Here is a 24,876-nt window from a genome sequence, read left to right as displayed (position 1 = left end):
CTGATTCTGCCTCCCAAAATAACCAATAAATTATTTGCCCAGAAGCTGTTTGTATGTCTACTGATCGCACGTCATTGTCCTGTCCCTTTTATACCTGGCTCGTTGTAGCGCTGCTGTTATCACTTGCGCTGACCTCTCGTGGTGTTCATGCCGCGGAAAGTGATCTGACCGTGACACCCGCGAACAGTACGACGGGTATGCTTACCATTAAAACCAAGGCGTATACCGGGGGTTGCAATGGTGGTGGCTGTGTCAGTTCCTGGACCAGTTTGACGGTTACCCACGACGGTAAGAGCAAGGGAAGTCTGGCCAGCCTTGGCAAGTATCTGGGTAATAACACCTATTCGCTGGAAGTCTCGGAGGTGGGTACCTGGGGATTTCGGTATGAAGTGCATCGTCGATACGGTCGTGAGCCTTACCCCTGTAATGGAGTGCCTTACTCATTGCCAGGTGCCGAGGCCAGCGTGCAAACATCCACTTTCGGGCGCACGTGCTTTGCCTATTTCGAAACCACCTCATCCACTATCGATTACGACTCGGTCGAAGTCGCCAACCCGATTAGCAAACCCGAGTTTACCAATTTGCCGACGGAAAACGACGCAGCAGATGGTAAATACGCTCTGAACTGGACACGCCCATCTGGTGTGAAACGGTTTGAGCTGCAGGAAAAACAAAACTCGGGAGCTTATAAAGCCGTCCGTCTTTCCTCACCAACAGCCTCTTCCTACCAGCCCGACGAAAAACCACAAGGCAATACCTACTACTACCGACTCCAGGCCTGCAATGATCTGGAGTGCAGTGGCTGGACTTCCGCCGTTGCGGTGAAGGTGCGTACCAATGAGGCGCCGAAGGTCACTTGGGAGGAGCCACCAAGCGGCTCCTATCGCCCAGACCAGTTGCCGACGCTGTATGTCGAAGCCACCGATCTTGATGGGATTAAGTCGGTGCAATTCTATCGCAATGATGGAAAGAAAGGCAGCAAAGGATATTCCCTGGGTGAGGTGAAATTAGACGCCGCGAAGTGCGCTGGCTGCTATCGTGTGAACTGGACGTCCAGCCCGCTCAGTAGTTCGATTAAAATCTGGGCCGAGGCCACGGATAATTTGGGTGCGAAGAAAGCGTCTTCCGACATTTTCGTATCGGTGCAGGAAAACAAATCTCCAACGGGCTGGCTGGTGTCGCCGCCCACCAGCATCAAACAGTTCGATAGCGTAACCCTCACGGCGCAGGCCCAGGATGCGGATGGCTCGGTAAAATCCGTTGAGTTTTTGCTGGACAACAGCCGCCTGGGTATCGATACCAAAGCGCCTTATCAGCAATCCTGGACGCCGGCCCATGGGGGCAGTTTCCAGTTGAAGGTACGCGTGACCGACAACGAAGGGAGCAGTAAGCTGTCGAACGCCTTCCCGGTGACGGTCGCTGCGCTTAAGCCGCCGGCGGCGCCCTCACAGTTGATGATCGATAATAAACTCCAGCCAATTCCGGCCAATACCAGCGGTCAATTTGCGCTGTCGTGGAACAGCATGGCGAATACCGACTACTACGAGCTGGAGTGGCTACGGGTCGGCAAGGACACCAAGTTCCAGCCGCTCTCACTGGCGAACAATAAGGTGCCGGGGCATTCCCTGTTTAATCTGGAGGAGAGGCGCTATCGCTTCCGCGCTTACGCCTGTAACCGGAGCGGTTGCAGTGCGCCCAGTGCGGAAATTGCCCTGGACGTGGTCAAGAAAACCCCGGTGGCCCCGAGTACCTTGACGGCGGAACCGGACACCGCGTGGAAAACCCTCTTTCCGCAGGGGTACAGTGCATTGACGGAGGCCTTCAGTGGCCGCTTTGTGCTGCGCTGGGGAACCGTCAGTGGTGGTCCGGTATCGCCGACCTACCGCCTGCAGGAAAAGCCCGGCTTCCCGGAAGTGCCCGGTACCTGGAAAACCATAAAGACCACCAGCGAAAGTACCTACTTCTCCACGGCCCACAAGTCCCCGGGCACGTACAGCTATCGGGTGCTCGCCTGTAATCCGGCCGGCTGTAGTCAGCCTGGGGCGATAACGTCCGTCAGCGTTTTTGCGCCGGCACTGAGTGCGGGTGCGCTGGAATGCAATGGCACCTGTGTGCGCCTTCAGGGCTGGGCTATAGATCCTGCCGCCAAGATCACACTCACCGCCGTGCACCACCCGGGTACACAGCAAACGTTCCCCGCCTCGGCACTCCAGTGGGCGTCGATGCTGGATGTTTCTGTCCCGATTGTGAAAAACAGTGCCCTGTACAAAGCCCTGTTTGAATTGGGTGTACGCGCCACCGTCGAAAACCCGAACGGCGCGCGCGGCAGTCTGATTGTGTATGGCGATCGCGCCACGGAGATTGTCGGTGAAAGTCTGTCTGGCCCGGCCCTCGGCCCGGACGGCACCCTGTATGTGGGCGCCGATGACAAACTGTTTGCCCTGGATACCACCGACGGCAGCGTAAAACCCGCCTGGCCGTTCACACTGCGCAGCGGCGGATTGATTAAGGCCACCCCGAGAGTGGATGGCCTCGACGGCACCGTTTACGTGGGGTCTTTGGATCACAGCCTGTATGCGATCACCCCACACGCCATACAAAAGTGGCGTCTGGAAACCGGAGGCAAGATCGTGTCGCCGGCGGTAGTCGATGAGCAGCGTATTCTGTATGTGGGGGCCATGGATGGGGTGCTCTATGCGGCGAACGCCGAGAGCGGCCGCCTCAAGTGGACCTTCCCGGCCGGTGCGGGGATTGCCGAAGCGCCGGTGCTGGCCGGGGAGGATCACCTGTATTTCACCACCATTGGCAGCAGCCAGGTGTATGCCCTGTCCCGGGGTACCGATGGGCCCGGCAAGCTCGTGTGGGAAAGCGTCGACGACGAACTGTGGGAAGACATCAGGAACAGGCAACCGGCGCCGTCCGAGAAGGCCGAGTTTCTCTCGATCGCCCGCCTGTTCCGGGGATTGCTGCAGCCGCCATTGCCGTTCAGTGAGCGCATTCTGACATTCTGGACCTACCAGCTTCTCAGCGGACACACCAATCTCCTCCAGGTAACGGAAGCATTCCTGGCCTCCGAAACCGGGCGTGACAACTTCCCCGCGGGGCTGAGCGATCAGCAGTTTGTTGATGTACTCTACGCGCGCCTTTTCCCCAATCAAAACCACCCGCCGATCACCTTTGGCAGCGTGACCTATACCCGGGAACAGCTTATTCAGCGGCTGGCGGAGGGGCACGCGCGCGCGCAAATTGCCCTGCTGATGACCCAGTCCCAGGAATACACCCAGGCCACCAGCACTCTCTTAAGCCACAGCTTCGACTACCTCTATCAGCAGGACTTCGAGTGGGCCGTCACCGCATGCAACACCGGCGATGCCTACACCCGGGATTGTGACGAGGACGGTCTGCCCGACTGGTGGGAAATCCTGTTCCTCGGCAACACCGACTCGGGTCCCAAGGACGACCCCGATGGCGATGGCCTCACCAATGAGGAGGCCTTCTGGAGCAAGGTGAGTCCCTGTGCGACCGGTTGTTCTGGGGGCATCGCCGATACACCGCCACCGCCAGCGCCCGCCCCCACACTGGACCCGGCAGAGGTGCAGGCGTCTGCCGAACTGGGTGCATTGGCCGGTAGCTTCCGGGTGGACGAACGCGGTGGCATCAGTTACACCGTGCCCATCAGTGTGCCTGCCGGCACCGCCGGTGTAGCCCCAGAGCTCGCGCTGAGTTACAGCAGCCACAGTGGCAATGGCATTGCCGGGCAGGGGTGGAGCCTGAGTGGCCTCTCCGCCATCGGACGCTGCCGCCAGACCCTCAGCCAGGATGGCCAGGCCGCTCCGATCACCTGGAGCGCCGAAGACCGCTTCTGCCTCGACGGCCAGCGCCTGCTCGTGGTCGATGGCGACTATGGTGCACCGGGCAGCCAGTACCGTACCGAGATTGATCAGTACCTGCTGGTCACGGCCCGTGGCGGCAGTGCCGGGCACCCGGACTACTTTACCGTGGAACGGAAAGACGGCTCCATCAGCTACTATGGCCGGGGCAACCAGTCCCAACAGACGGTGGCGGACGGCCGGGTCTTCACCTGGGCCATCAATCGTTACGAAGACAGTGCCGGCAACGGTATTGCATTCCACTACCGCAACGACCGCGACGGCCACCGCATCGCCTCCATTGGCTACGCATTCGGGGCCACCACGACCCCGGGCGCTACGGTCGAATTTGAGTACGCTACCCGGCCCGACCCCATGCACGGCTATCTGGCCGGCTGGCCTCTCGCGAATACCCAGCGCCTGACCACCGTGACCGTGCGTGGCAGCCAGGGGGAAGCCCTGCGCCACTACCAGCTGCACTACCTCGCGCGCCAGTGGGACACCCTGAGCCGCCTTGCATCGATTGAAGAATGTGCCGGAGGCCTGTGCCGTCCGGCCACCACCTTCGATTGGCGTCTTCCCAGCACCGAGTTCCGCTTCGAGCTGCAGCAGACACTGCCCCTGGCAGAACGCAATGAATTGATCGGGCAGCAGACCGCAGACATCAACGGCGATGGCCGCCAGGACCTGGTGTGGATGGAAACGCGTATTACCAGTCACCCCAAGGAGCCCATCCGCCACCAAAGTATCCGTTACCGCCTGGCGGAAGCCGATGGGTTCGGTGAAGAGCGCACCGTGTTTGACGACGGGGATAACCGCGATAAGAACGACTTCTACAAGTGGCACATGGCCGACGTCAACGGCGATGGCCGCAGTGACCTGCTCGTGTTCCGCAATGGTCGTTGGGAACGCTACCAGTCCCAGCCGGACCCGTCCGGTGACGGCTGGGTACTGTCCACCCTGTGGGGAGATCTCGGTCTGACCGATGAAGAAGCGCGCTTCTTCGACATCAATGGCGATGGCCTCGTGGACTATGTCACCCCCCACCAGTACCGGCTGTTGGAACCCAAGGGCGACCCCGCCGCGGCGAGCTATTACCAGTTTGGGAAAAGCTATGCCATACGGCTGGTGTATACCCCAGGGAACGTCCCCACCGGCTGGAGCGGCCGGGACGACAGCAACCTCCAGCCCGCTGACCTCAACGGCGATGGTCAGGTCGACCTGATCTTCGGATCCGGCAGTGGGCAGACCGCGTTCGTGTCCACCGGCACCCCGGGGGAATATCAGTTCTACCACTACTGGAGCAGCAATCAGGACCGCAAAGTCCCCATGGACCTGATGGACCTGAACAGCGACGGCCTGCCGGACGCCCTCTACCGGAATAAAAACAGTGAAGAGGGTTACTACCAGCTGAACACCGGCAATGGGTTTGGTGAGCGTCATGCACTCGGCAAGATTGGCGAGCGTCGCCTCTACGCCGACCTCAAGGGCGACGGTCAGCTCGCCCTCATCTGGCGCGACGAAGGCCGTCTCAACATGCGCCTGTGGCAGCCGGACAAGCAGCGCTTTACCGCACCACAGTTATTGTTGACCGGCGGGGATAAAGACAGCACCGATCTGTTTGCGGATATCGACGGCGACGGCGTACGGGAATACCTGCGCTTCGACGACCGCGACCTGCGCTGGCACCGCCCGCGGGGCTGGGATCTTCCGCACAACGTGATCGACGGTATCGAAAACGGTCTGGGGGCGCGTACCGACGTCACCTACGGCGGCATGCTCGACTCCGGTCACTACGCCCATCTGGCCCTGACACAAAACGGCGAAGCCGCCTGTCGCCAGAATGCCGCGCGGGCCCAGAGCCAGAGCGCCCACCGTGAGCGTTGGTGTACCCAGTACCTCACCGCGGACTACCGCGACTTCTTCCGTCAGCGCAACCGCGACTGGTCCGAACCTCAGAGCCTGGGCAAGCTCTCCCCGGTACTGGAACAGATCGGTGGCCAGTTCCTCGTCACCCGCGTTGAAAGCAGTGCACCGGCCGCCAACGACACCCCTGGGATGGTCGACACCACCGGCAAGAGTGCGGTGAGCTACTTCTATGGCCAGGCGCAACTGCAGGCCGCCGGCCGCGGTCACCTGGGCTTCCATCGTATCCGCACCGTGGACGAGCAAACCGGGGTGGAAACCACCACCCGCTACCGCCAGGACTTCCCCTACATTGGGCGCCCGGCGCACACCGAAGTGCGCACCGCCCAGGGTCACCTACTGAGTGAAGCGGACAACACCTGGCAGCTGTATGGCTGGCAGGATGACTGGCCGGCGCAGGCAAAGCATGGCACCACCGCCCTCGGCCCGCTCAAACCCTACCTCGCCGAGAGCGTGGAAAAGGTTTACGCCCTCCGCAATGACGGGCAGGCAGCCGGTGAGCTTCTGAAAACCGTCACCACCAGTACCGAGCAGGATGCGCACGGCAATGCCACGCGTATCACGGTTACCACACAGGCGGCCAACGGCGACACCTTTAGCACCGACACGCTCAATCAGTATCACAGCAAGAGAATCAACTTCGAGAACCCGGAGCACAACTTCACTGGCTACCGTGAGCTGGGCCGCCTTTACTACACCCGTGTCACCCACAGCCGCACGGAAGGTGGCCAGAGCAGTACCGCGATACGCTCAAATCACTTTTATTACCACCTAAGCGGCAACGAGGCTGGCCTGCTCCGGCAGAAGTCCGTCGATCGTGACCTCCCCTGGGGCAGAGGCCTGCGCTCTTTCACCAACAACTCTTATGACCGCTTCGGCAACAAGGTCTACACGTACTACGCCCCGGAGGCTGCGAAATCGCGCACGAGCCGCTGGTACTACGACGACCGAGGCCGCTTCGTCGAGCGAGAGGAAAACACCTTCGGCCAAACCACTCGTAAAGTTCTGTCCCGCAACGCCTATGGGCAACCCACCCGCGTACAGGACATGGCGGGTGTGGAAACCGCCTACACCTACGACGCCTTCGGCCGCCAGATCCTCGAGCACAGTGCCACCGGCGCCCACAACGTAAGCCTCTTTGCCCAGGCCAGCGTCCAGTGCCCGGCAGGCAGTGCCTACCAGCACACCGAGCGCAGTAGCGGCGGCGCTGAACAGATCACCTGTTTTGATGCCTTGGCCCGCAGCGTGCGCCAGCTCAACCGCGCCTTCGACGGCAGCTGGAATATCGTTGATACCGAGTACGACGCCCTCGGCCGGGTCAAGCACCAGTCCCAGCCCTACCAGACCGGGGGCACCCGCTACTGGAGCACCCAATACTACGACCGCACTGGCCGCGTTATCGGTACCGACCTGCCCGGTATCCAGGGCAGCAATGGTACCCCCTACGATACCGCCATCGACTACGACGGCCTCACCACCGTCACCACCAACCCCAAAGGCCAGGTGCACCGCGAGACCGTAAATGTCCTCGGCGAGAAGATCCAGGTTCAGGACAACCTCGGCAATGTGCAGCAGTTCCAGCACGACGCCCAGGGCAAACTCACCAAAGTCATTAACAAGGGTGATGGCAGCCGTCATCTGGAAACCGTAATGGTGTACGACCTCCGCGGTCGCAAAGCCGAGATGTCCGATCCCGACAAGGGTACCTGGCGTTATATATATAACGGCGCCGACGAGCTCACCGAACAGACCGACGCCAGGGGCCAGAAAGTCGAAAACACCTACGACCTGTTGGGCCGCCTGCAGCGCCGCATCGACTACCGCCCAGACGGCAGTCTCGAAGCCGACACCCGCTGGCACTACAACAACGACACCACCTGGCAAAACGGCGTCCCCCCCGGCGCACTGGCCCGCGTGGAAGAAACCCAGTCCGGCTACCTCAAGGTCCACACCTACGACAGCCTCGGCCGCCCCAGTGAAACCGCCACCAGCTTCGGCGCAGGGGACGACCACTTTGAGAAAACCAACTACGACCAGTACGGGCGTCCCTTCCAGGTGTTTGATGCCGGTGGCGATGGCTCCTGGGAAAGCAGTGCCATCCAGCACCGCTACAACGCCTATGGCTACCTGGCCGCGGTCAGCGACGCCGAACAGGTCAATCTCGCCCCCGGAGAAACCTATTACACCGTCCTCGCCATGGATGCCCGGGGCAACGTCACCCAATCGGTCAGTGGCAACGGCGTCACCACCGAAAAAGTCTACGACCCCGCCACCGGGCGGCTGCAACAGCAGACCGCCCATGTGCTCGGGCTCACAAACATCCAGGACCAGCGCTACCAGTGGGACAGTCTCGGCAACCTCGAGCACCGCATCGACCGCAGTGGCGACAAAAACCTGCGTGAAGACTTCGAATACGACGGCCTCAACCGGCTGACCCGCTCCCAGGTCCAGGGCCGAGCCGCCCAGACCGTCCACTATAACGACCTCGGCAACATCACCCACAAGAGCGATGTGGGCGACTACCGGTACGGCAGTGACTGTGTCGCTAGCCAAAATGCCGGCCCCCACGCCGTCTGTGCCACCGAGGACGCCAGCGGCCATACGGTGGCCTACCACTACGACGCCAACGGCAACATGACCCGTGACGGTACTGGTAGAAGCTTCAAATACAGCACCTTCGACAAACCCACGGAGATCAAACAGAGCGGCCACACCACCCAGTTCAAATACGGCCCTGACCGCGCCCGCTACCTGCGTATCGACATCGACGCGCAGGGCAAGCGCACCGAAACCCGCACCATCGGCAATGTGGAAAAGATCAGCGGAACCGATGGCACCACGGAGATCAAACGCTACCTCCCCGGCGGCGCCCTGATCACCGTCAGCAACAGCGGTAAACAGCGACGCTACCTGCACAAAGACCACCTGGGCAGCATCGACGTGATTACCGACGGTAGTGGCACCGTGGAACAGGCCCTCTCGTTCGACGCCTGGGGCCAGCGACGCAACGCCCTCGAGTGGAGCGCACTGCTGCACAGCGAACGGACCAACTTCGATACCCGTATCACCACCCGCGGCTACACCGGGCACGAGATGCTGGATCAGAGTGGCCTGATCCATATGAACGGTCGTATCTACGACCCCAAACTCGCCCGGTTCCTGCAGGCGGATCCCTACCTGCAAGCCCCGGACTACAGTCAGTCCCACAACCGCTATGCGTATGTGTGGAACAACCCTCTGAATGCGACGGATCCCAGTGGGTACTTCCGGCTAAGGGAGTGGGTAGGCGTCATCGTCGCTGTCGCAGGTGCCTACATCTGTGGTCCCGGTTGTAGCAAACTCGGATACACCTTAGTGGGTGCAGCCTCTGGCGCGAGTGGTGCAGCAGCGAACGGTGGTAATATCGCAGAAGGCGCCCTCTGGGGTGGTGTCAGTGCTGCCGCCTTCGCGGGTATCGGCAGTCACCTGAGTAGCAACTACGGCGGTACCTTTGCGGGAGGATTGAATGCCACGGGCTATGCCCTGAAAATAGGCGCTCATGCCCTCACCGGTGGCGTGATGGCGGAGCTGCAAGGGGGCAAGTTCGGGCATGGTTTTGCAGCTGCGGGCTTTACCGCGGCGGGGACAAGCTTCAACAACTCCAACCATATTGGTGGGGCGGGTTACAGCGTAACGCGAGTCATCGTCGCTGCGGTGATTGGCGGTACGGCCTCCAAGTTGTCCGGTGGGAAATTTGCAAATGGGGCGGCGACGGCTGCCTTTGCTATGGCGATGAGTTCCATAGGGCGCAACGATGTTCAGGACGTCCACTCGACCAATGGAGATAGCGCATCTGCAGAAAATATAGCTGCCTTCCAGGAGGAGTTGGATGCACTGGCTGCAGATAGAACGCTGAATCCATATAAGGCATTTGATAGTGCGGATGCTGCGGCTACAGAGGTTTTAGATGTGACCGCTCCGTTGTCTGAAAAGTATGGCCTTGAAGTCGGAGGCAATATTTGGAAGTCGAAAAATGGTTGGCGTTATACGATGCCAAAAATTGGTGGTCCAGGATCCGTTAGTGTGAGCACAACACATATCGGGTATCACACGCACCCTAGTGGTGATTTGATGTTCTCAAACAGGTCGAATAACTTTTCAGGGAGCTTTGTTGGTGGTGACTCTAGCTGGGTTGCCAAGGCAAACAAGCCGCTTTACTTGGGTGTTCAGCATGGTGGCGCTGTAAGAATAGGAATTTGTAATCCTGGAAACTGCTCACATGTAGGTAGGTTGGGTACTCCGCCAAGTCGGGTTGTTCAATGAAGACGATTATATTTTTACTGACAATTTTTGCGATGCAGGCATGTGCGATGAATGCACAGGAAGATCAGGCGAAACTCGGCGGACAGGCAATTAGCCTATGTTTAGCTGAGTATGCGGTGTTGAGCCAGAAAGACTTTCCGGAATCTATTGATCGAGCTTATGTTGATGCTCGAGTGGATATGCTTGACCTTCTTTTCACTCATGGGGAAGGTGGGAGCTTTGGAGAGCGGGATAAGGATTATCAAGCATATATAGCTTGCCGGGTTTTACTGTCTCCCGATATGGAGGTTCAGGCTCTTCGGGAGGGCTTTTCACTTTTAAAAGTCACAGATGAGGATTACTCGAAAGTCGATTTTTATAGTGAACCTGTTGAAGAGCTTCTTTACTTACGAGAAGGCGAGGCATTTAAGTTTATAAAATCTCAGCCTTTCTCTCCGGAGCGCATTGATGCATTGCAGTTTCCAGATGACCCTTAAAAGTTATTTTTAAGCAAAGCCCCTGCAGAGCCATCTGCCGGGGCTTTGTGCTTCTGGCTTTCTCTTAGCCGCTAAGCCGCATCCCCCGCCGAGAGCCGGTTGGCCGCGTACTTGAGGATCAGGATATCTGGTGGACCGCAAAGGGCTGGAAGTGCTGGCCTGATCCAGTCCTCCCGCACCGCAGCCCCCCAAACCAACAAGCCCCGGTCGCTGGCGCGCCCGGGGCTTGTTGTCTCTGCTTTAAGGAAAACCGCCTACAAAGCGGAAAAGTGCCTCAAGGGAAAAATCTTGGTAGAGTCGATCTTCGTCGGGAAAAAATGGCTGCAAGCCGTTGATGCGCCAAGGAAAAATCGCTTCTGAACTACGACTTCGCGTCAGGTGTACCGGTCTTTGCAAATGGGGCGGCGACTGGGGCTTTCTCGCAGGCATTTAATAATGAAATGAATGAACGCCGAAAAATCTTGTGGAAGCAGATGGTTGATGAATTCAAGCTATCAATTTCCGAAGCTTACAAAATAGGGATCGATAGGGACTACCAGGCATATATTAAAAAAGTTGAGACCAATGGGGATTGGGACTTTAAGAACCGGGCTGAGTATAAATCCCTTCCAGGGGTCGAAGAGTTTGGAAATTTTGCATTCGGTTCAACTGCGCAAGCTTGGGCTGATGGGGCTACTGGAGGGCTTTCAACAGTATTTCCTAAGCTTTCGATAAATCTCGCGATTAGAGGTGCCGGCTGGTATCAGCAATATCGCCAGCCCAAGCAGTATGACCCATTGGATGGAGAGTTCAGTGATACTGCCAAATATCCTGGAAGTACAAATTACGGGGATAACTGGAGAGATGGGGCCCACATATGGATGGGCGGGAATTACTATTTCCAAAATCGTGAATCTCTGCTAGGGAGTAGAAATGATTAGCAAATTATACGTGTATATGATTTGTTCTTTTGTCATGCTTTTAGGGGGGTGTTTTTATGAGAACAATGAACCGTCACTTTTTTCGATGAGCAAACCACTTAAAGAGAGAGGTAAAGATTTTAATCGGATGGCTGAAATAATGCAGCAGTCCGGTTTGGTTCGTGTTGCTTATAACTCAGTATTTCCAATTGATTTAGCACATATTCCGGAGGTTAATGATATTCGATTGTTAATGAACGATTTAGATGTTGGTACAGGGGTTCAATATCATATTGAGGATGATTACTTCGAAGTTCTGTATTGGTCATCTGGGATTTTAAGCCGCGGTAGTTCGATTGTTTTTATCAAGTCATATAACAGTTTATCGTTGATACCGTACTTGAAAGAAATAATCGACAATGGGCTGATGGAATGTTCAGTTATAAATTACGTATGGAGCATTTGCAAAAAGTACGGGTAGTACGATTGTGTTCAAAACTCTGTGTCAAACCTGCGCCAGATCCTCGAGCACAGTAGCGGCGGCGCTGAACAGATCACCTGCTTTGATACCCTGACCCGCAGCGTGCGCCAGCTCAACCGCGCCTTCGAGAAACCCACGGAGATCAAAAAGAGCGGCCACACCACCCAGTTCAAATACGGCCCGGACCGCGCCCGCTACCTGCATATCGACATCGACGCCCAGGGCAAGCGCACCGAAACCCGCACCATCGGCAATGTGGAAAAGATCCGCGGAACCGATGGCACCACGGAGATCAAACGCTACCTCCCCGGCGGCGCCCTGATCACCGTCAGCAACAACGGTAAACAGCGACGCTACCTGCACAAAGACCACTTGGGCAGCATCGACGTGATTACCGATGCCAGCGGTACCGTGGAACAGGCCCTCTCGTTCGACGCTTGGGGCCAGCGGCGCAACGCCCTCCAGTGGACCGCACTGCTGCACAGAGAACGAAGCAACTTCGATACCCGTATCACCACCCGCGGCTACACCGGGCACGAGATGCTGGATCAAAGTGGCCTGATCCATATGAACGGTCGTATCTACGATCCCAAACTCGCCCGGTTCCTGCAGGCAGACCCCTACCTCCAGGCCACGGACTACAGTCAGTCCCACAACCGCTATGCGTATGTGTGGAACAACCCGCTGAATGCGACGGATCCCAGTGGGTACTTCCGGCTAAGGGAGTGGGTAGGTACCATCGTCGCGATCGGTCTGACTGCGGTGGCACCATGGGGCAGCGGTCTCTGGGCAAGCATCTCCTATGGCGCGATCGGTGGGGCAAGTAGCGCGGCGGCGAACGGAGGCAATATTGCAGAGGGCGCCCTCTGGGGCGGTGTCAGTGTCGCCGCGTTTGCGGGTATCGGCAGCCACCTGAACGCCAACTACGGGACCGCCGCGGGAGGATTGAATACCACGGGCTATGCCCTGAAAATAGCCTCACCGGCGGGGTGATGGCGGAGCTACAGTGCGGCAAGTTCGGGCACGGTTTCGCAGCCGCGGGCTTTACAGCGGCGGGGACTAGTTTCAACAACTCCAACCATATTGGTGGGGCGGGTTACAGCGTAACGCGGGTCATCGTCGCTGCGGTGATTGGCGGTACGGCCTCCAAGTTGTCCGGTGGGAAGTTTGCAAATGGGGCGGCGACTGGTGTTTTCTCGCAGGCGTTTAATCATGAGACGTCTGAGCAAAGACGTGTAAATGCACAAAAGGCGCAGAGCTTGAGCTTCAATGGAAAATCTCTGCAATGGTTGGATGCAAACGGAAAAGTTGTTAATGAGTGGGCTGCCGTGTCTGGCCGGGAAGGCTATCAATCTGGCGAATTCCAGGGGCAGGAAGATAAAGGGCCGATACCAGAAGGAATTTGGGCTGTGAGACAAGAGCGTCTTCAGGTGAGGGATCAATCCGCATGGCAGGAATTTAAGGGCATGTTTGGCTTAGGTACATGGCCAGGAGGGCACAATTCCTGGGGGGATTACAGGGTTTGGTTGGAGCCATTGGGGAATACAAATACTTATGATCGATCAGGTTTTAGTATTCACGGCGGTGTAATACCTGGATCAGCAGGCTGTATTGACTTGTGTGGCTTGATGCCTAGTTTTGTCCAGAAATTTCAGAGTTATGGGCAGGATATGATTTTGACCGTGAAGTATTAGGGAGTAATAGCTGATGAGATTAAAAATTGCCGTGCACATATTTTTTATTCTTCTAGGACTGGTCATTACATTGATCGCAGTTACCGACATTTACGATGCATTGTCGGCTTCCAGTCAGCATGTCTTTGGGACAGAGGTGGGTGGATGGATATACAACTCAACGGTTAATTATTTGCTTTTTAATGGTCTTTTAGGGCTTGTTGGATTGGCGGCTTTCTTTACATCCATGGTGTCTGTTCTCCGCGTTAAGTAACCCTCTTGTTCTTTAGTGGTCACCCAAAGCCCCAAGCCCATCATGGCTGGGGCTTTTCTTTTTAGGCGCTAAGACGCCTGCTGTAGCACTGTTTCAATCATCTCCATGACAAATCAAAATGAACCTAGTCTCGCCTATGAAGACCTAAAACAGGAAGTTGCTGATACGTTCTTCCTTGGAAATGCAAACTTCAGCGCGATAGGTAGCGGGTATACAGCCTTCGATAGCGGAAGCGGCTTTGATAGTGATTAGCTGCTGATTGCTGTTAGTCACCCGGCGCGAGTCCAGCGCCGGGCCTCGTAAAGTCCACGGTGCAGAAGTGGGAACAGGGCGGGAAGAAGCCCAACGGCCCGTTTCTGAAGCTGCTGAATCTGGTGGATCGCAAGGGCCTGGACGTGCTGGCCTGAGCCAGTTCTCCCGCACCGCAGTCCCCAAACCAACAAGCCCCCGGCCGCTGGGCGCCCAGGGGCTTTGATGTATCTGTATTAAGGGAAATCGCCTACAAGGCGGAAAAGTGCCTCAAGGGAAAAATCTTGGTAGAGTCAATCTTTGTCGGGAAAAATGGCTGCAAGCCGTTGATGTACCAAGAGAAAATCGCTTCTGAACTACGACCTTGCGTCAGGTGTACCGATCTAAAACAATGGTGCGGCTCATAATGACAAAGGAGAGTATGTCTTCAATCCTCGCAAACCGATCAATCCACTCTATGAATTGAGCTACCAAGTTAAGAAGGTTCTGAATTATTGAGGTGGTGGGTTCCTATAAGCTTGGAAGTCTTACACTATGGATCCCGCTAGGGTTTCCAAGTAGCAAAGTGCTGTTGTCTTAGAGTAAATTCCAACCCAGATAGCCTTCGAGCAGTTAGGTATACATTCCATTCGCGTCCGAAATTGGTTGTTATGTAAGAAGGTATATCTATTTCTGCACCACAAAAAGTGATTAATAAATTGAGGCGCTCCATGTCATATATAAATGGAACAGATGGAAATGACTTTCTAGAAGGAACAAAAAATAACGATATAATTTTTGGTCTTAGGGGGAATGATTACCTTGTTGGCCACCTCGGAGATGACACCTTGGTTGGAGGGGCGGGGGCTGATTATCTCCTAGGTGGAGCTGGATTTGATACCGCAGACTACTCATCATCCACTGACGGTGTGATTCTCACCTTGGAGGCTACAGATCAATATGGGGCAGCTGAAACCTACTGGTCCAATGATGCTGTCGGCACAGGAGGAGATGCTGACGGAGATAGGTTCGAATCCATTGAGGGAATTGTTGGCTCAAGCTTTGACGACATCATTTACGGAAGCTCATTGGGTACTTACGCCGATCTAGGTGATGGCGACGATATTTTTGATAACAACGAACTCGCTGGTGGTATTGACATCATTTATGGCGGTGATGGTAATGATAGAGTTTGGGCGGGTCGTGGTGACGACCAATTATTTGGCGGGACCGGTAATGATATTCTTCGAGGAGAGGGTGGTAATGATGCGCTGAATGGGGGGGGCGGGAATGATTTCCTTGAGGGGGGCGAGGGTAATGATCTATTTGTTTTTTCCGCCCTTGATTTTGGGTCCGACACCGTCAATGACTTCCAGAGTGGCTCAGATGTGCTAATTTTCCATAGCGATATTTTCAGTGGTATGGAGTCTGTACTCAGCGCAGCAACGCAAAGCGGTTCAAATGTTTCTATTCTCGCAAATGATGGATCTTCTATTACATTAATTAATACCCAACTTTCCGAGTTGACAGCAGACAGCTTCGCATTTCTTGCCGGATAATTTATCTACTTGCTCGCGCAAGCCTCATTTATAGCATTGGTGATAGCGCTAACTCTGTCACTTTACCGCAGGCATTGTTTCGGTGAACAAGACGCTATTTTTGGGTTGATCAAGAGGTGTTCAATGAGTCAGGCCACTAAAACACTCAAGTTGAGAATTTTCTGAGTCTTTGGGGTGGTGGGTTCCTATAATCCAAGAAGTTTTGCACTATAGATTCCATTGCGGTCCCTACGTAGCAAAGTTTGTTGTCTTCGGGCGAATGCCCACCTAGATTCAGGCAGAGCCATACACTCTGTCTGAATCTATCTTTTTTCTAGGTTACTCTCGAACACTTAGTTCTCTTTCAATCCTGCAAACACCAGATTCGATTATAACTCCACAGAAGTAAGAAAATCTTAAGCTAAAGCTTTACAGTAGATTTTTGTGCTTACCCATTGATTCAATGGGATTGGGCCAGTGTGGTATCAGGCCGGCTCACTTCTAAATAGTCATACAAAGGAAGGTATATGAAGTCTTCTTCTGTTACTCCCCAAATGCGCTCTCTTTCTGATGAAGAGATTAATCAAGTCAACGGTGGAGTTGCTACTATAGCAGCTGGTGCGTTTATCGGCGGATTGATTCAACGCACAGGCAACGCTATGAGAGGCGGAAGCTTTGTGGGCGGTTTTGCCAGTGGTGCCGCAAGCGGAGCGTTAATTGGTAGTGGAGTAGGGATATTTGCAAGGAGTGCCGTTGCCGGCGTTTCCTTGATTGGAGCCGGCAGTGCATTGGGTGTCTCTTCTAATACACCCTTGAGACTGCAAGCCAACTAACCTGACTTTCGCTGCGTCGAAATCGGCGCGGCGATTATTAAAATACTGAGTAATTATGTAATCCCCCCATTTTTAATCGCTCGTATTAGCAGATAATTAGCCCACCTGTAGCAGTTGGGCTGGAGGTACTCCGCCGATAGCGGGATTCGGCCGCTCATTATTGTATTGCCACAGCCACTGAGTAGCTAATAGCTGGGCATGGGCAACGCTGGTGAATTCGTGCAGATCAAGCCATTCGTGTCTGGCCGTCCGATTGAATCGTTCAATGTAAGCGTTCTGAGTTGGCTTCCCGGGCTGGATATATATCAGCGTTATTCGCTTTTCGTTCGCCCACTCCACCAGGGCCTGAGAGATGTACTCTGGTCCATTATCGCAGCGAAGGGCGGCGGGCTTACCACGCCATTCAACGATCTGATCCAGTGCCCGTATCACCCGTGCCGAGGGCAGCGACAAGTCGACTTCGATGCCCAGCCCCTCGCGGTTATAGTCATCGATGACATTGAACGTACGAAGCGATTTTCCGCTGACGAGCTGATCGCTCATAAAGTCCATTGACCAGACCCGGTTCGGAGCCGTCGGTACATCCAGTTCGCCGGGGTAATCTCGCTTGATCCGCCGTCTTGGCTGGATGCGAAGGTTTAGCTCCAGTTCACGATAGAGGGGTATACGCGTTTGTGATTCCAGCCATAGCCTTTTACGTTACGTAGATACATAAAGCACAGCCCGAATCCCCACCGCTTGTGGGTCTGTGTCAGCTTCAGTGGCCAGTCAGCGATGGCGTTGTTCTCGCCTTTGAGCTTTGCCTGATAGCGATAGCAGGTCTCGCTTATGCCGTAAACCTCGCAGGCCAGTCGGACACTGATGCCATGCTTGGCAACACCTTTCCAGGCCATCTCTCGACGCTGAGACGGCCTTACAGCTTTCCCTCAAGCGCCTCTTGGCGCAGCTCGGCCTTGAGCCGCTCCTCGGCATACATCTTCTTCAGTCGGGCGTTTTCAGCCTCCAGCTCCTTAAGGCGCTTCATGAACGACACATCCATACCACCGAACTTAGCCCGCCACTGATAAATCAGCGCGGTACTGACATTGTGCTCACGGGATAGGTCGGCGACCGGAACCCCGGCCTCATGCTGCTTCAGAATCGCCAGAATCTGGCTATCGGAAAATCGAGACTTCTTCATTATTCGCTCCTTAGGCGATCCTTGTAAAAGTCTCTACTCAAAACCTCGATTAATTTTCGGGGGGATTACAGAATTACAAATTGAGACATCGGATTCGGCACGAAGTTGGATTTAGGCTGTTTTACCGGAAATTCTGGATTTAATCAGAGGTTCCTTAACGGTTTGAAAAACGCCAATCAGCTGAGCAGGAATTTACAATAGGGAAGTTAATTTATTTGAGAAAATTCCCACATGATGCCATTTGGTGAAATTGGAATTTTTCAATAGGCTTGTCAGTAATAACTAATAAACCAAAGGGATTATATGTCGAATTTTATAAGATCTGTCGCCGCTGGTATTGTATGTTTTAGCCTGAAACTTCTTATAGCCTTTTCAATTACTTACAAAGTGTATGCAACTGACCAGTCTGAAGAAGTGCAATATATCAATCGTTTTATTGTGAAATATCATCCCGAATCCCTTTCAGCCAATAAGAGCTCAGCTCTTGTTATGGGGGCTAGCAGCCTAGGTACAGATGTTGAGATGCAGATGATACAAACGATATCAGGAGGGGGTGAAGTTATCCTGAGTAATCAAAAACTTACTCGTAGGGAAGCAGACAGCTTCATGAGCGAATTAGCCGCCAACCCGACTATCGAATATGTTGAACCAGATTTGTTGCTCCAACCTGACCTTGTACCAAATGATCCATCCTATGCCAATCTGTGGGGGATACATGGTCCAGGGGGAATCAACGCACACCGGGCTTGGGATATAGGGAGTGGTAAAGGTTCAATAGTCGCAGTATTAGACACTGGTATAACCTCGCATAGTGATTTAGCAAAAAATGTGCTGGCGGGGTATGACTTTATCAGCAGCGTAACTGTTGCTAATGATGGCGATGGGCGCGATAGTAACCCTGAAGACCCTGGTAACTTCAGTGCCCCTGGAGAATGCAACGCCTACCCAACTAACTCGTCATGGCATGGCACGCATGTAGCTGGCATCATTTCCGCTGTCGCAGATAATAATAGAGGGGGAATTGGCGTTGCGCCAAAAGCTGGAATCTTACCTGTACGCGTACTCGGAAAATGCGGAGGCTACATATCGGATATTAGTGATGCCATAATTTGGGCGTCTGGCGGCGCTGTGCCGGGAGCACCGGTGAATGAGCATCCTGCAGATGTGATAAATATGAGTCTGGGCGGCATCGGGGCGTGCGGACCAACACTGCAAAATGCCATTGATATTGCCACAAAAAACGGTGCCGTAATTGTAGCGTCAGCAGGAAACGACGGAGCAGATGCCTCTCAGCAACGACCCGCAAACTGCAATAATGTAATTACAGTTGCAGCCACAACGGAAGCAGGCTCTCTTAGCGGCTTCTCAAACTACGGAAATGTAGTAGATATCTCAGCTCCCGGGTCACACATTTATTCCACGTATAACACTGGTTCTAGAGAACCAGTAGCGGAAAGCTACGCTAGTATGAGTGGAACCTCAATGGCCGCTCCACATGTGTCAGGCGCTATAGCATTGTTGCGCGCACATGATCCAACTATTTCATCGGCGCAAACCAAAATATTATTAAAAGATAGAGCTAAACCATTTTCCGACCAGCCAAATCATCCAGTTGGAGGCGGGATCCTTGATGCCTATAATCTGATTTCCGGATATGCTCCAATAGATAATTCGCTTATCAATGGCGTAGCAAGAAATCCATTTTCGAGAAGCCTTCAAGAGTATAACAATACTGAAGAGTTTCGTATTGAAGTCCCCAAAGGATCACGAGACCTGTCAATTATGGCTTATGGTCGGGGGGTTGGCGCTCGTAATTTCTATGTGCGTTATGGTTCAACACCTACGGTAGAAGAATATGACTGCCTGATTGAGGCCACAGGATCAAATTTTAATGACTATATCTGTACTTTTGAGAACCCGCTAGAAGGGATCTACTATATTAAACCTTCGATCATGGGCACATACTTACCATCAGCTTTGGTTGCAAGTTATCAAGCTGAGGGGGATAGTGATAGTGGTTCCCAGCATCATCGGGAATACAGGCCTCATACAAATATTTCTTTATTCCGGGTCGACCCCAATGAAACGAAAGAAGCGTTAATTAACGTATCAGGAAGGATTGGGTACGCGGCAACATCTTCTACAGTTTTCTTTCATCTCGGGGGGGGCGGTAGCGCTGCGCTAGATCTTATTGCGCCAGATGGTACTGAATATCTTCTCAGAAATGAAATGGATGCTCATTACTTGAGAGGGTTTAGTTCACTTGATTTATCCGACGAATTAAGAGATGGGGTTTGGGCGCTCCGTATATCAAATCATAGCGAAGAGCCTGTGTATTTCTATGATTTTCATTTGGTTCATTAAGCGCCAATCAGGCTGTAGAGAGCAGCACTGGCTTTTGTGCCTTTCGGAGTATCACTGAACTGGACCGCCCCGGATTTCGCGGAGGCTAATTGGTTTGAGTCAAGCGGCTTGCGGGATAGCGGTCTGACTCTGCTCGTATAATGCCTCAAACTCCGCAGGCGGGATATTGCCGATGGGTTCAAGGAGGCGCTGCTGGTTGAAGCAGGACCCCCAGTTCTGAGTTGCCTATTCCAGCACCTCTATGGTTTTCCTAGGTCCGTGCTTGTGGGCCAGTTCGGCCTTGTACAAACCGTGATGGTTTCAGTTAGGGCGTTATCGTAGCTTTCACCTACACTGCCAACTGTGGGCTTGATGCCTGCCTCGTCGAGACGTTCTCCGTAGCGGGTGGGCAGATACTGCGAGCTACGGTCGCTGTGGTGTATAAGCCTGTGCGGAGCTGGTTGCCGCGCATTCAGGGCCTGCTCCAGTACATCCAGAACAAAGTCCGTACGCATGTGCCGACTGATTCGCCGTTTGAAGGGATTTCGAAGGATTTTCAGGCGCTTTGACAAGCTCGATGTTATTTTTAAGTTTTTCATTAATTTTTCTCTGATTGCCGACAGACAAATTAGTATCAACAGGCGCTAGAGGGGCGGCAGTAAATATCTAACAGAGGTGCAACAATGAGCAAATATAAAGAAAAAGTTAGTAATGAAAGAGTCAGAGGAAGCATACAAAGCTTAAACGATTATTTTTTTAGCTTGTATCATCAGGGCAAATATATTGAAGCGCTAGATATTTCGAAAGTTTTATACATGCGTACTCGTGACCCCTTTGTAAAACTTAATCAGATGAAATGTCTTATTCGGCTTGGAAAGCTGGATCGGGCCATTACGATCAGCAAAAATCTAACATCTTTAAAGAATAATATTGATTTTAACGATGTTATGAGTGAGTTATACGGCCTTATTGGTAATCTCGAGAGAGTTCGTCACTATGGGTCTATATCCTTACGTCTTAAATTTGAGTCTGTTTCTGGTGAAATTCAATATCCATTACCTACAAATATGCCTCCAGTTTTCAATGAAAATGATCCGAGTGGAAACATAATTTCATTTTCCCTTTTTGGTGGTAGTCCTCGATATTGTGAAGGTGCTTTATTGAATGTTGCTGCAGTGAGAAGCTTTCTACCAAGCTGGAAGTGTCGTTTTTACTGTGATAAAACGGTACCTCCTCAGGTTATAGCGAGATTAAAGAGAAATGGTGCAGAAATAGAGATAATAGATTCGACAAAGTGCAGTATCCCGCCAGTGATGTGGCGTTTTTTGGTTTCTGACGATAATAGTGTTTTACGATTTATGGTTCGAGATTGTGATTCGATTATTGGGAGAAGAGAGGCTTCTGCAGTTTGCGAATGGGTAAAGTCGGACAAGTGGTTTCATGTGATGCGTGATGAATTTAGCCATACCGAACTTATTTTGGCTGGCATGTGGGGTGGATGCCATGGTGTGATCCCTAACATGAAATTAGAAATAATAAACTTTCTGAAGAGTGGGAAATATTCTCTAAGTCATGTTGACCAACATTTTCTTCGCCACAAAGTTTGGCCGACGATGATGCAGTCTCTACTTTCACATGACTCAAAGTTCGATTTTTTCGAGAATAGTGAGTTTCCTGTTTCGAGAAACGACGGCGAGTCTCATGTTGGAGCTAATCATGCCATTGTGACAATGAGCGGGAAAACAGCTGTGTCTAATGGCAATGTTATAGAATGGACCCTTAAGGACGAAGAAGGCGAACAAGTTTGTTGGTATGAATGCGTTGTTGAAAAGGGCAACTGGTCAGCAGTATTACCGACAACCTACGCGGAAAAATTGTCGAAAGGACTTTGGACCGTAAGTATTAAAGCTCAGGATTAAACTACTGTAGTGATTGTAGTGGTCAACTGTTTCCGGGCAGTAGGTTAAGTTTCTCAGGTGATAACTTTGCCGCCTAAAATGATGTCCGGAGTTAGTAGACCACTACAATACGACCCCATCAGAAAAATGATGGAATGCCGCCGAATGTGGCGGAGGAAAAATATTGGAATGCTCCGAGTTTGGTGGCCAAAACGAGTTGGCCACTACAGGGGGCACAAGCATTCCTTCATACCACGCGTTTGAATGTACTGAATAACCAGATCGCAGGTCATTGTTTTTTCAACATCTTTTTCCCCAATACTGCTTGAATCCCGTGTGGAATGGCTGCGAGCACAGATCCGTTTGATGCTTTTAAGATATGCGCTTTGCCCGTTCTATTGGTTTCTTATCTAGCTCGCTGTAGAGGTACCATGATCCTGTGCCGTCTTTAACTTTGGATTCAATTTGTGCCATTCCTGCGGGTTGGTTTCCTGTGTTCGAAACCATGAAAATCACGTGGGAGAAGCTACCCTCCAGAATTGAGACTTTGATATCTGCCCGCTTCACCTCAAGCATTTCCTTGATTGGGGATGCGGCCAAATTGGCGCCCAAGTAAGAACAAAACCCGCCACTAGTACGTCGGCTCCCAAGAACCGGAGACAATTTATATAGGCGCCGCAATGGTGACATTTGGATGCGCCTGTGCGCATCAGTTGCTTACAACTTTGAAAGTAGCTCATGGTTTTTAGATGTAGCATTTACATTTTAGTCGTAATGACTACTCTTCCCGCCTAATATCTCGCTTGAGACGGTTAACCAAGAGTGCGCGGAGCATTAGCAGCGTCAAGCCCGCAGAGAAATTGGTGCGGAGGTACCGTTCTGGCAATCGTTCACCGAACCTCGTATCCCCATGTATTATAGGACTCTTTGAGTCTTGTATCTGTATCGGTGGCGGTTCGGCCTGGGCGGTGCAGGCGACAACCAAAATTTCATGGTCGCTGCAGCAATCCTAGCCAGGGGTGCATAAAGCGGGCTATCTGATGTTGTTAGGGCATCCCATGGCCAATCACAGACTAGCGTGGGCGCTTCAGCACCATCGGCATCAGCTTGTGGTTGACAAGTACCTCGCGCGCCTTGGCCACCTGCGAGCGATTGCTGTAAGGACCCGCTAATACCCGATGCCAAGTGCCACGGCTGTCGCTGACGGTTTCCACCTTTACGTTTAGGTTCGCGAGGATGAGTTGGGCGCGCAGCCGTTCTGCTTCGCTGGCTTTCTTGAAGGAGGCGGCCTGAAGTATGTACACAGAATTCTCTTCTATAGCTGCGAGCTCTTTCTTCGATGGGACACGCCGCGCTAGCTTCGGAGTTTTCGGGAGCGGCACTGAAACCTCGTTTTCCTGCAGTAGGGTATAGAAGTCGAAACGCGGCGAAGTGGACTTCTCCTCTGCTTGCTGCACCACCTCCGGTTCCTTATCGGCGGCGGGCTTGTCGTCCTGTTTGAGGCTGTGCAGGAATATCGCGAAAACTAAGAAACCGCCGACGAAATTGCCGAGCACAAACCATGCCCACATGGGCTTGCTCTGGGAACGGCTTTTTCTGCGGCTGGCGTTGCGGCGGTTCATGAGAATCTCTTGGGGCCTGATCAGCAGTGTTGCTAGCAGTATGGGCATCCTTGCCGGGTGTTAGCCGTGTATTTGAAAAAAGCCGCGCGATTTATACGCGGCTAACCAGAATGGTCCGTATGAGAGAAGCCTATTCCAGCATGGGATAGAAATAGGCTTCTAGATGAATTAGGTGAATTTACAGGAGTTTGTGGTAGCTCCTCAGTGGAAAATGGGGGGCCTATTTCCCGGGCTTCTGCTTGAATACGCACTGCTTGGTGTAGTCGCTGGCATCGTTCGGAGTCCACTTTCCCTTGGGGGTTTCTTCTTGTTTCTCGCACCATTTTTTCGAACCGCGTTCGGGTTCGCAGGCGGTTAGGGTTGCCAGGGCAGCGATAGATACCGTGAGGATAAATACTTTTTTCATTGTGAACGATATTCTTTGTAGGATGAGCGAAGTTCAGCGTGCCCATGAGCAGAGTTCGGTGGGCATGCTGCGATTTTCCAATATATGGTCTCCTCCCCGTTGCAAGGCTTCAGGGAGAAGGTTCAGCGAAGCGCAGCACTTCACTTTGGCACCACTTGAGCAAGTCGTTGGTCATGCGGAAGTTGCCCTCGGAGCTGGATATCTACTTTACCCTGTCTTGCTACCGATATTGACGTAGCCATTGTGCATCCAGTCAGTAGCACACAAAGTCGACGTCGTTTACGCAACAGCTCTGCGCACGCTCTTGGCTCGGGAAGATTAGGTCACCCCCTTCTGTCGCGTTTATGATGGCAGGCCAGTATTAATTACAGCAGGAGTACAACTTAGCGCGGATCAATGGGTATGCCCATTGATCCGCCTAAAAATCAGAAAATCCTTGCATTTTGGCGTTATTCCGTCCGCGCGCAGAAACTGTATTGGTATACTAATCTCGAACACCAATTTAGGGGTAAAGTCGCCGCCTAAGATAGGGATGTTCAATGAGTAGGCAGCGTCGAACCTTTCCCCGAGCTCAAGCTGGACGCTACCCGCTTGGTCGTGGATCAGGAGTCCGTCAAATTGGTCTGTGAAATGTTTGAAATGCCTCGGTCATGCCACGACGAACACAAGAATAGTAAGAACGTTATTGGTGCATTCAGAGTTCAGCCCCGAGCCAAGGTCAATGAGATTTTCATGCGTAGCCATATGCTGCTGGCAGCGAACAATCACAGGGTTACTTCATGACTAGGGAATTACGATTGGACGCTTCAATGCACGCTGACTGATACGTGACGGGGCTGATCTGCAAGCAACCGAGCGCTGACCCTAAAAAATTCCAGAGAATGGAGGGAAATTCCGTTCCCTGCGCAAAATAATCACGCAGGGTGTG

The 24,876-nt window shown here is 53.2% G+C and carries 14 protein-coding genes and 2 pseudogenes; 12 read left to right on the top strand and 4 right to left on the bottom strand.

Going from position 1 to position 24,876, the window contains the following annotated elements:
• Positions 1–53 precede the first annotated feature (53 nt).
• The 10 genes from C3938_RS04980 (at position 54) to C3938_RS17780 (ending at position 16,499) form a co-directional block, all read left to right on the top strand.
• Positions 54–10,097, top strand: a complete 10,044-nt coding sequence (locus C3938_RS04980; RefSeq protein WP_105102103.1) for an Ig-like domain-containing protein — start codon at positions 54–56, stop codon at positions 10,095–10,097.
• On the top strand, positions 10,094–10,573 hold the full coding sequence (locus C3938_RS04975) for a hypothetical protein (RefSeq protein ID WP_105102102.1): 480 nt from the start codon (positions 10,094–10,096) through the stop codon (positions 10,571–10,573). The genes C3938_RS04980 and C3938_RS04975 overlap by 4 nt, the downstream gene beginning before the upstream one ends.
• 440 nt (positions 10,574–11,013) lie before the next feature.
• Positions 11,014–11,493, top strand: a complete 480-nt coding sequence (locus tag C3938_RS04965; RefSeq protein WP_105102100.1) for a hypothetical protein — start codon at positions 11,014–11,016, stop codon at positions 11,491–11,493.
• Positions 11,486–11,953: a hypothetical protein gene (locus C3938_RS04960; RefSeq protein WP_105102099.1), complete on the top strand. Its 468-nt coding sequence runs from the start codon at positions 11,486–11,488 to the stop codon at positions 11,951–11,953. The genes C3938_RS04965 and C3938_RS04960 overlap by 8 nt, the downstream gene beginning before the upstream one ends.
• Positions 11,954–11,974: 21 nt before the next feature.
• A complete protein-coding gene (locus C3938_RS04955; protein WP_105102098.1) occupies positions 11,975–12,946 on the top strand; it encodes an RHS repeat domain-containing protein in 972 nt (323 codons plus the stop codon).
• Positions 12,946–13,647 (top strand): L,D-transpeptidase, encoded by a 702-nt coding sequence (locus C3938_RS04950; protein WP_105102097.1) that lies wholly within the window; start codon positions 12,946–12,948, stop codon positions 13,645–13,647. The genes C3938_RS04955 and C3938_RS04950 overlap by 1 nt, the downstream gene beginning before the upstream one ends.
• Before the next feature lie 13 nt (positions 13,648–13,660).
• Entirely contained in the window at positions 13,661–13,900 is a 240-nt protein-coding gene (locus C3938_RS04945; RefSeq protein WP_105102096.1) for a hypothetical protein, read from the top strand.
• 311 nt (positions 13,901–14,211) lie between these two features.
• Positions 14,212–14,307 carry a helix-turn-helix domain-containing protein gene (locus C3938_RS18375; RefSeq protein ID WP_418903572.1) on the top strand — a complete coding sequence of 32 codons (96 nt, stop codon included), beginning with the start codon at positions 14,212–14,214 and terminating at the stop codon, positions 14,305–14,307.
• A gap of 552 nt (positions 14,308–14,859) precedes the next feature.
• Positions 14,860–15,687, top strand: a complete 828-nt coding sequence (locus C3938_RS17785; protein WP_158681571.1) for a calcium-binding protein — start codon at positions 14,860–14,862, stop codon at positions 15,685–15,687.
• A 506-nt stretch (positions 15,688–16,193) separates the two neighbouring features.
• Positions 16,194–16,499 carry a hypothetical protein gene (locus C3938_RS17780; RefSeq protein ID WP_158681570.1) on the top strand — a complete coding sequence of 102 codons (306 nt, stop codon included), beginning with the start codon at positions 16,194–16,196 and terminating at the stop codon, positions 16,497–16,499.
• 96 nt (positions 16,500–16,595) lie between these two features.
• Here C3938_RS17780 and C3938_RS04930 read toward each other — a convergent pair.
• Positions 16,596–17,679, bottom strand: a pseudogene (locus tag C3938_RS04930) (IS3 family transposase).
• A gap of 303 nt (positions 17,680–17,982) precedes the next feature.
• Between C3938_RS04930 and C3938_RS04925 the strand changes: the two are divergent.
• On the top strand, positions 17,983–20,043 hold the full coding sequence (locus C3938_RS04925; protein WP_105102094.1) for a S8 family peptidase: 2,061 nt from the start codon (positions 17,983–17,985) through the stop codon (positions 20,041–20,043).
• A gap of 99 nt (positions 20,044–20,142) precedes the next feature.
• On the opposite strand, the pseudogene C3938_RS04920 reads toward C3938_RS04925, so the two are convergent.
• Positions 20,143–20,552: pseudogene (locus tag C3938_RS04920) on the bottom strand (integrase core domain-containing protein); the annotation flags it as partial.
• A gap of 153 nt (positions 20,553–20,705) precedes the next feature.
• On the opposite strand from C3938_RS04920, the gene C3938_RS17775 reads away from it, so the two are divergent.
• Positions 20,706–21,941: a tetratricopeptide repeat protein gene (locus C3938_RS17775; protein WP_158681569.1), complete on the top strand. Its 1,236-nt coding sequence runs from the start codon at positions 20,706–20,708 to the stop codon at positions 21,939–21,941.
• A gap of 1,052 nt (positions 21,942–22,993) precedes the next feature.
• Here C3938_RS17775 and C3938_RS04905 read toward each other — a convergent pair.
• Together C3938_RS04905 and C3938_RS04900 are read right to left on the bottom strand one after the other, a co-directional pair.
• Positions 22,994–23,542 (bottom strand): SPOR domain-containing protein, encoded by a 549-nt coding sequence (locus C3938_RS04905; protein WP_105102090.1) that lies wholly within the window; start codon positions 23,540–23,542, stop codon positions 22,994–22,996.
• A 220-nt stretch (positions 23,543–23,762) separates the two neighbouring features.
• Positions 23,763–23,948 (bottom strand): DUF3012 domain-containing protein, encoded by a 186-nt coding sequence (locus tag C3938_RS04900; RefSeq protein ID WP_105102089.1) that lies wholly within the window; start codon positions 23,946–23,948, stop codon positions 23,763–23,765.
• Between the last annotated feature and the right edge of the window lie 928 nt (positions 23,949–24,876).

Origin of the sequence: Microbulbifer pacificus, from assembly GCF_002959965.1 — a bacterium.
In the GTDB taxonomy this organism is placed as follows: Bacteria; Pseudomonadota; Gammaproteobacteria; order Pseudomonadales; family Cellvibrionaceae; genus Microbulbifer; species Microbulbifer pacificus_A.
The sequence above is the reverse complement of the archived record's forward strand: the minus strand, read 5'-3'. Positions and strand labels throughout refer to the sequence as shown.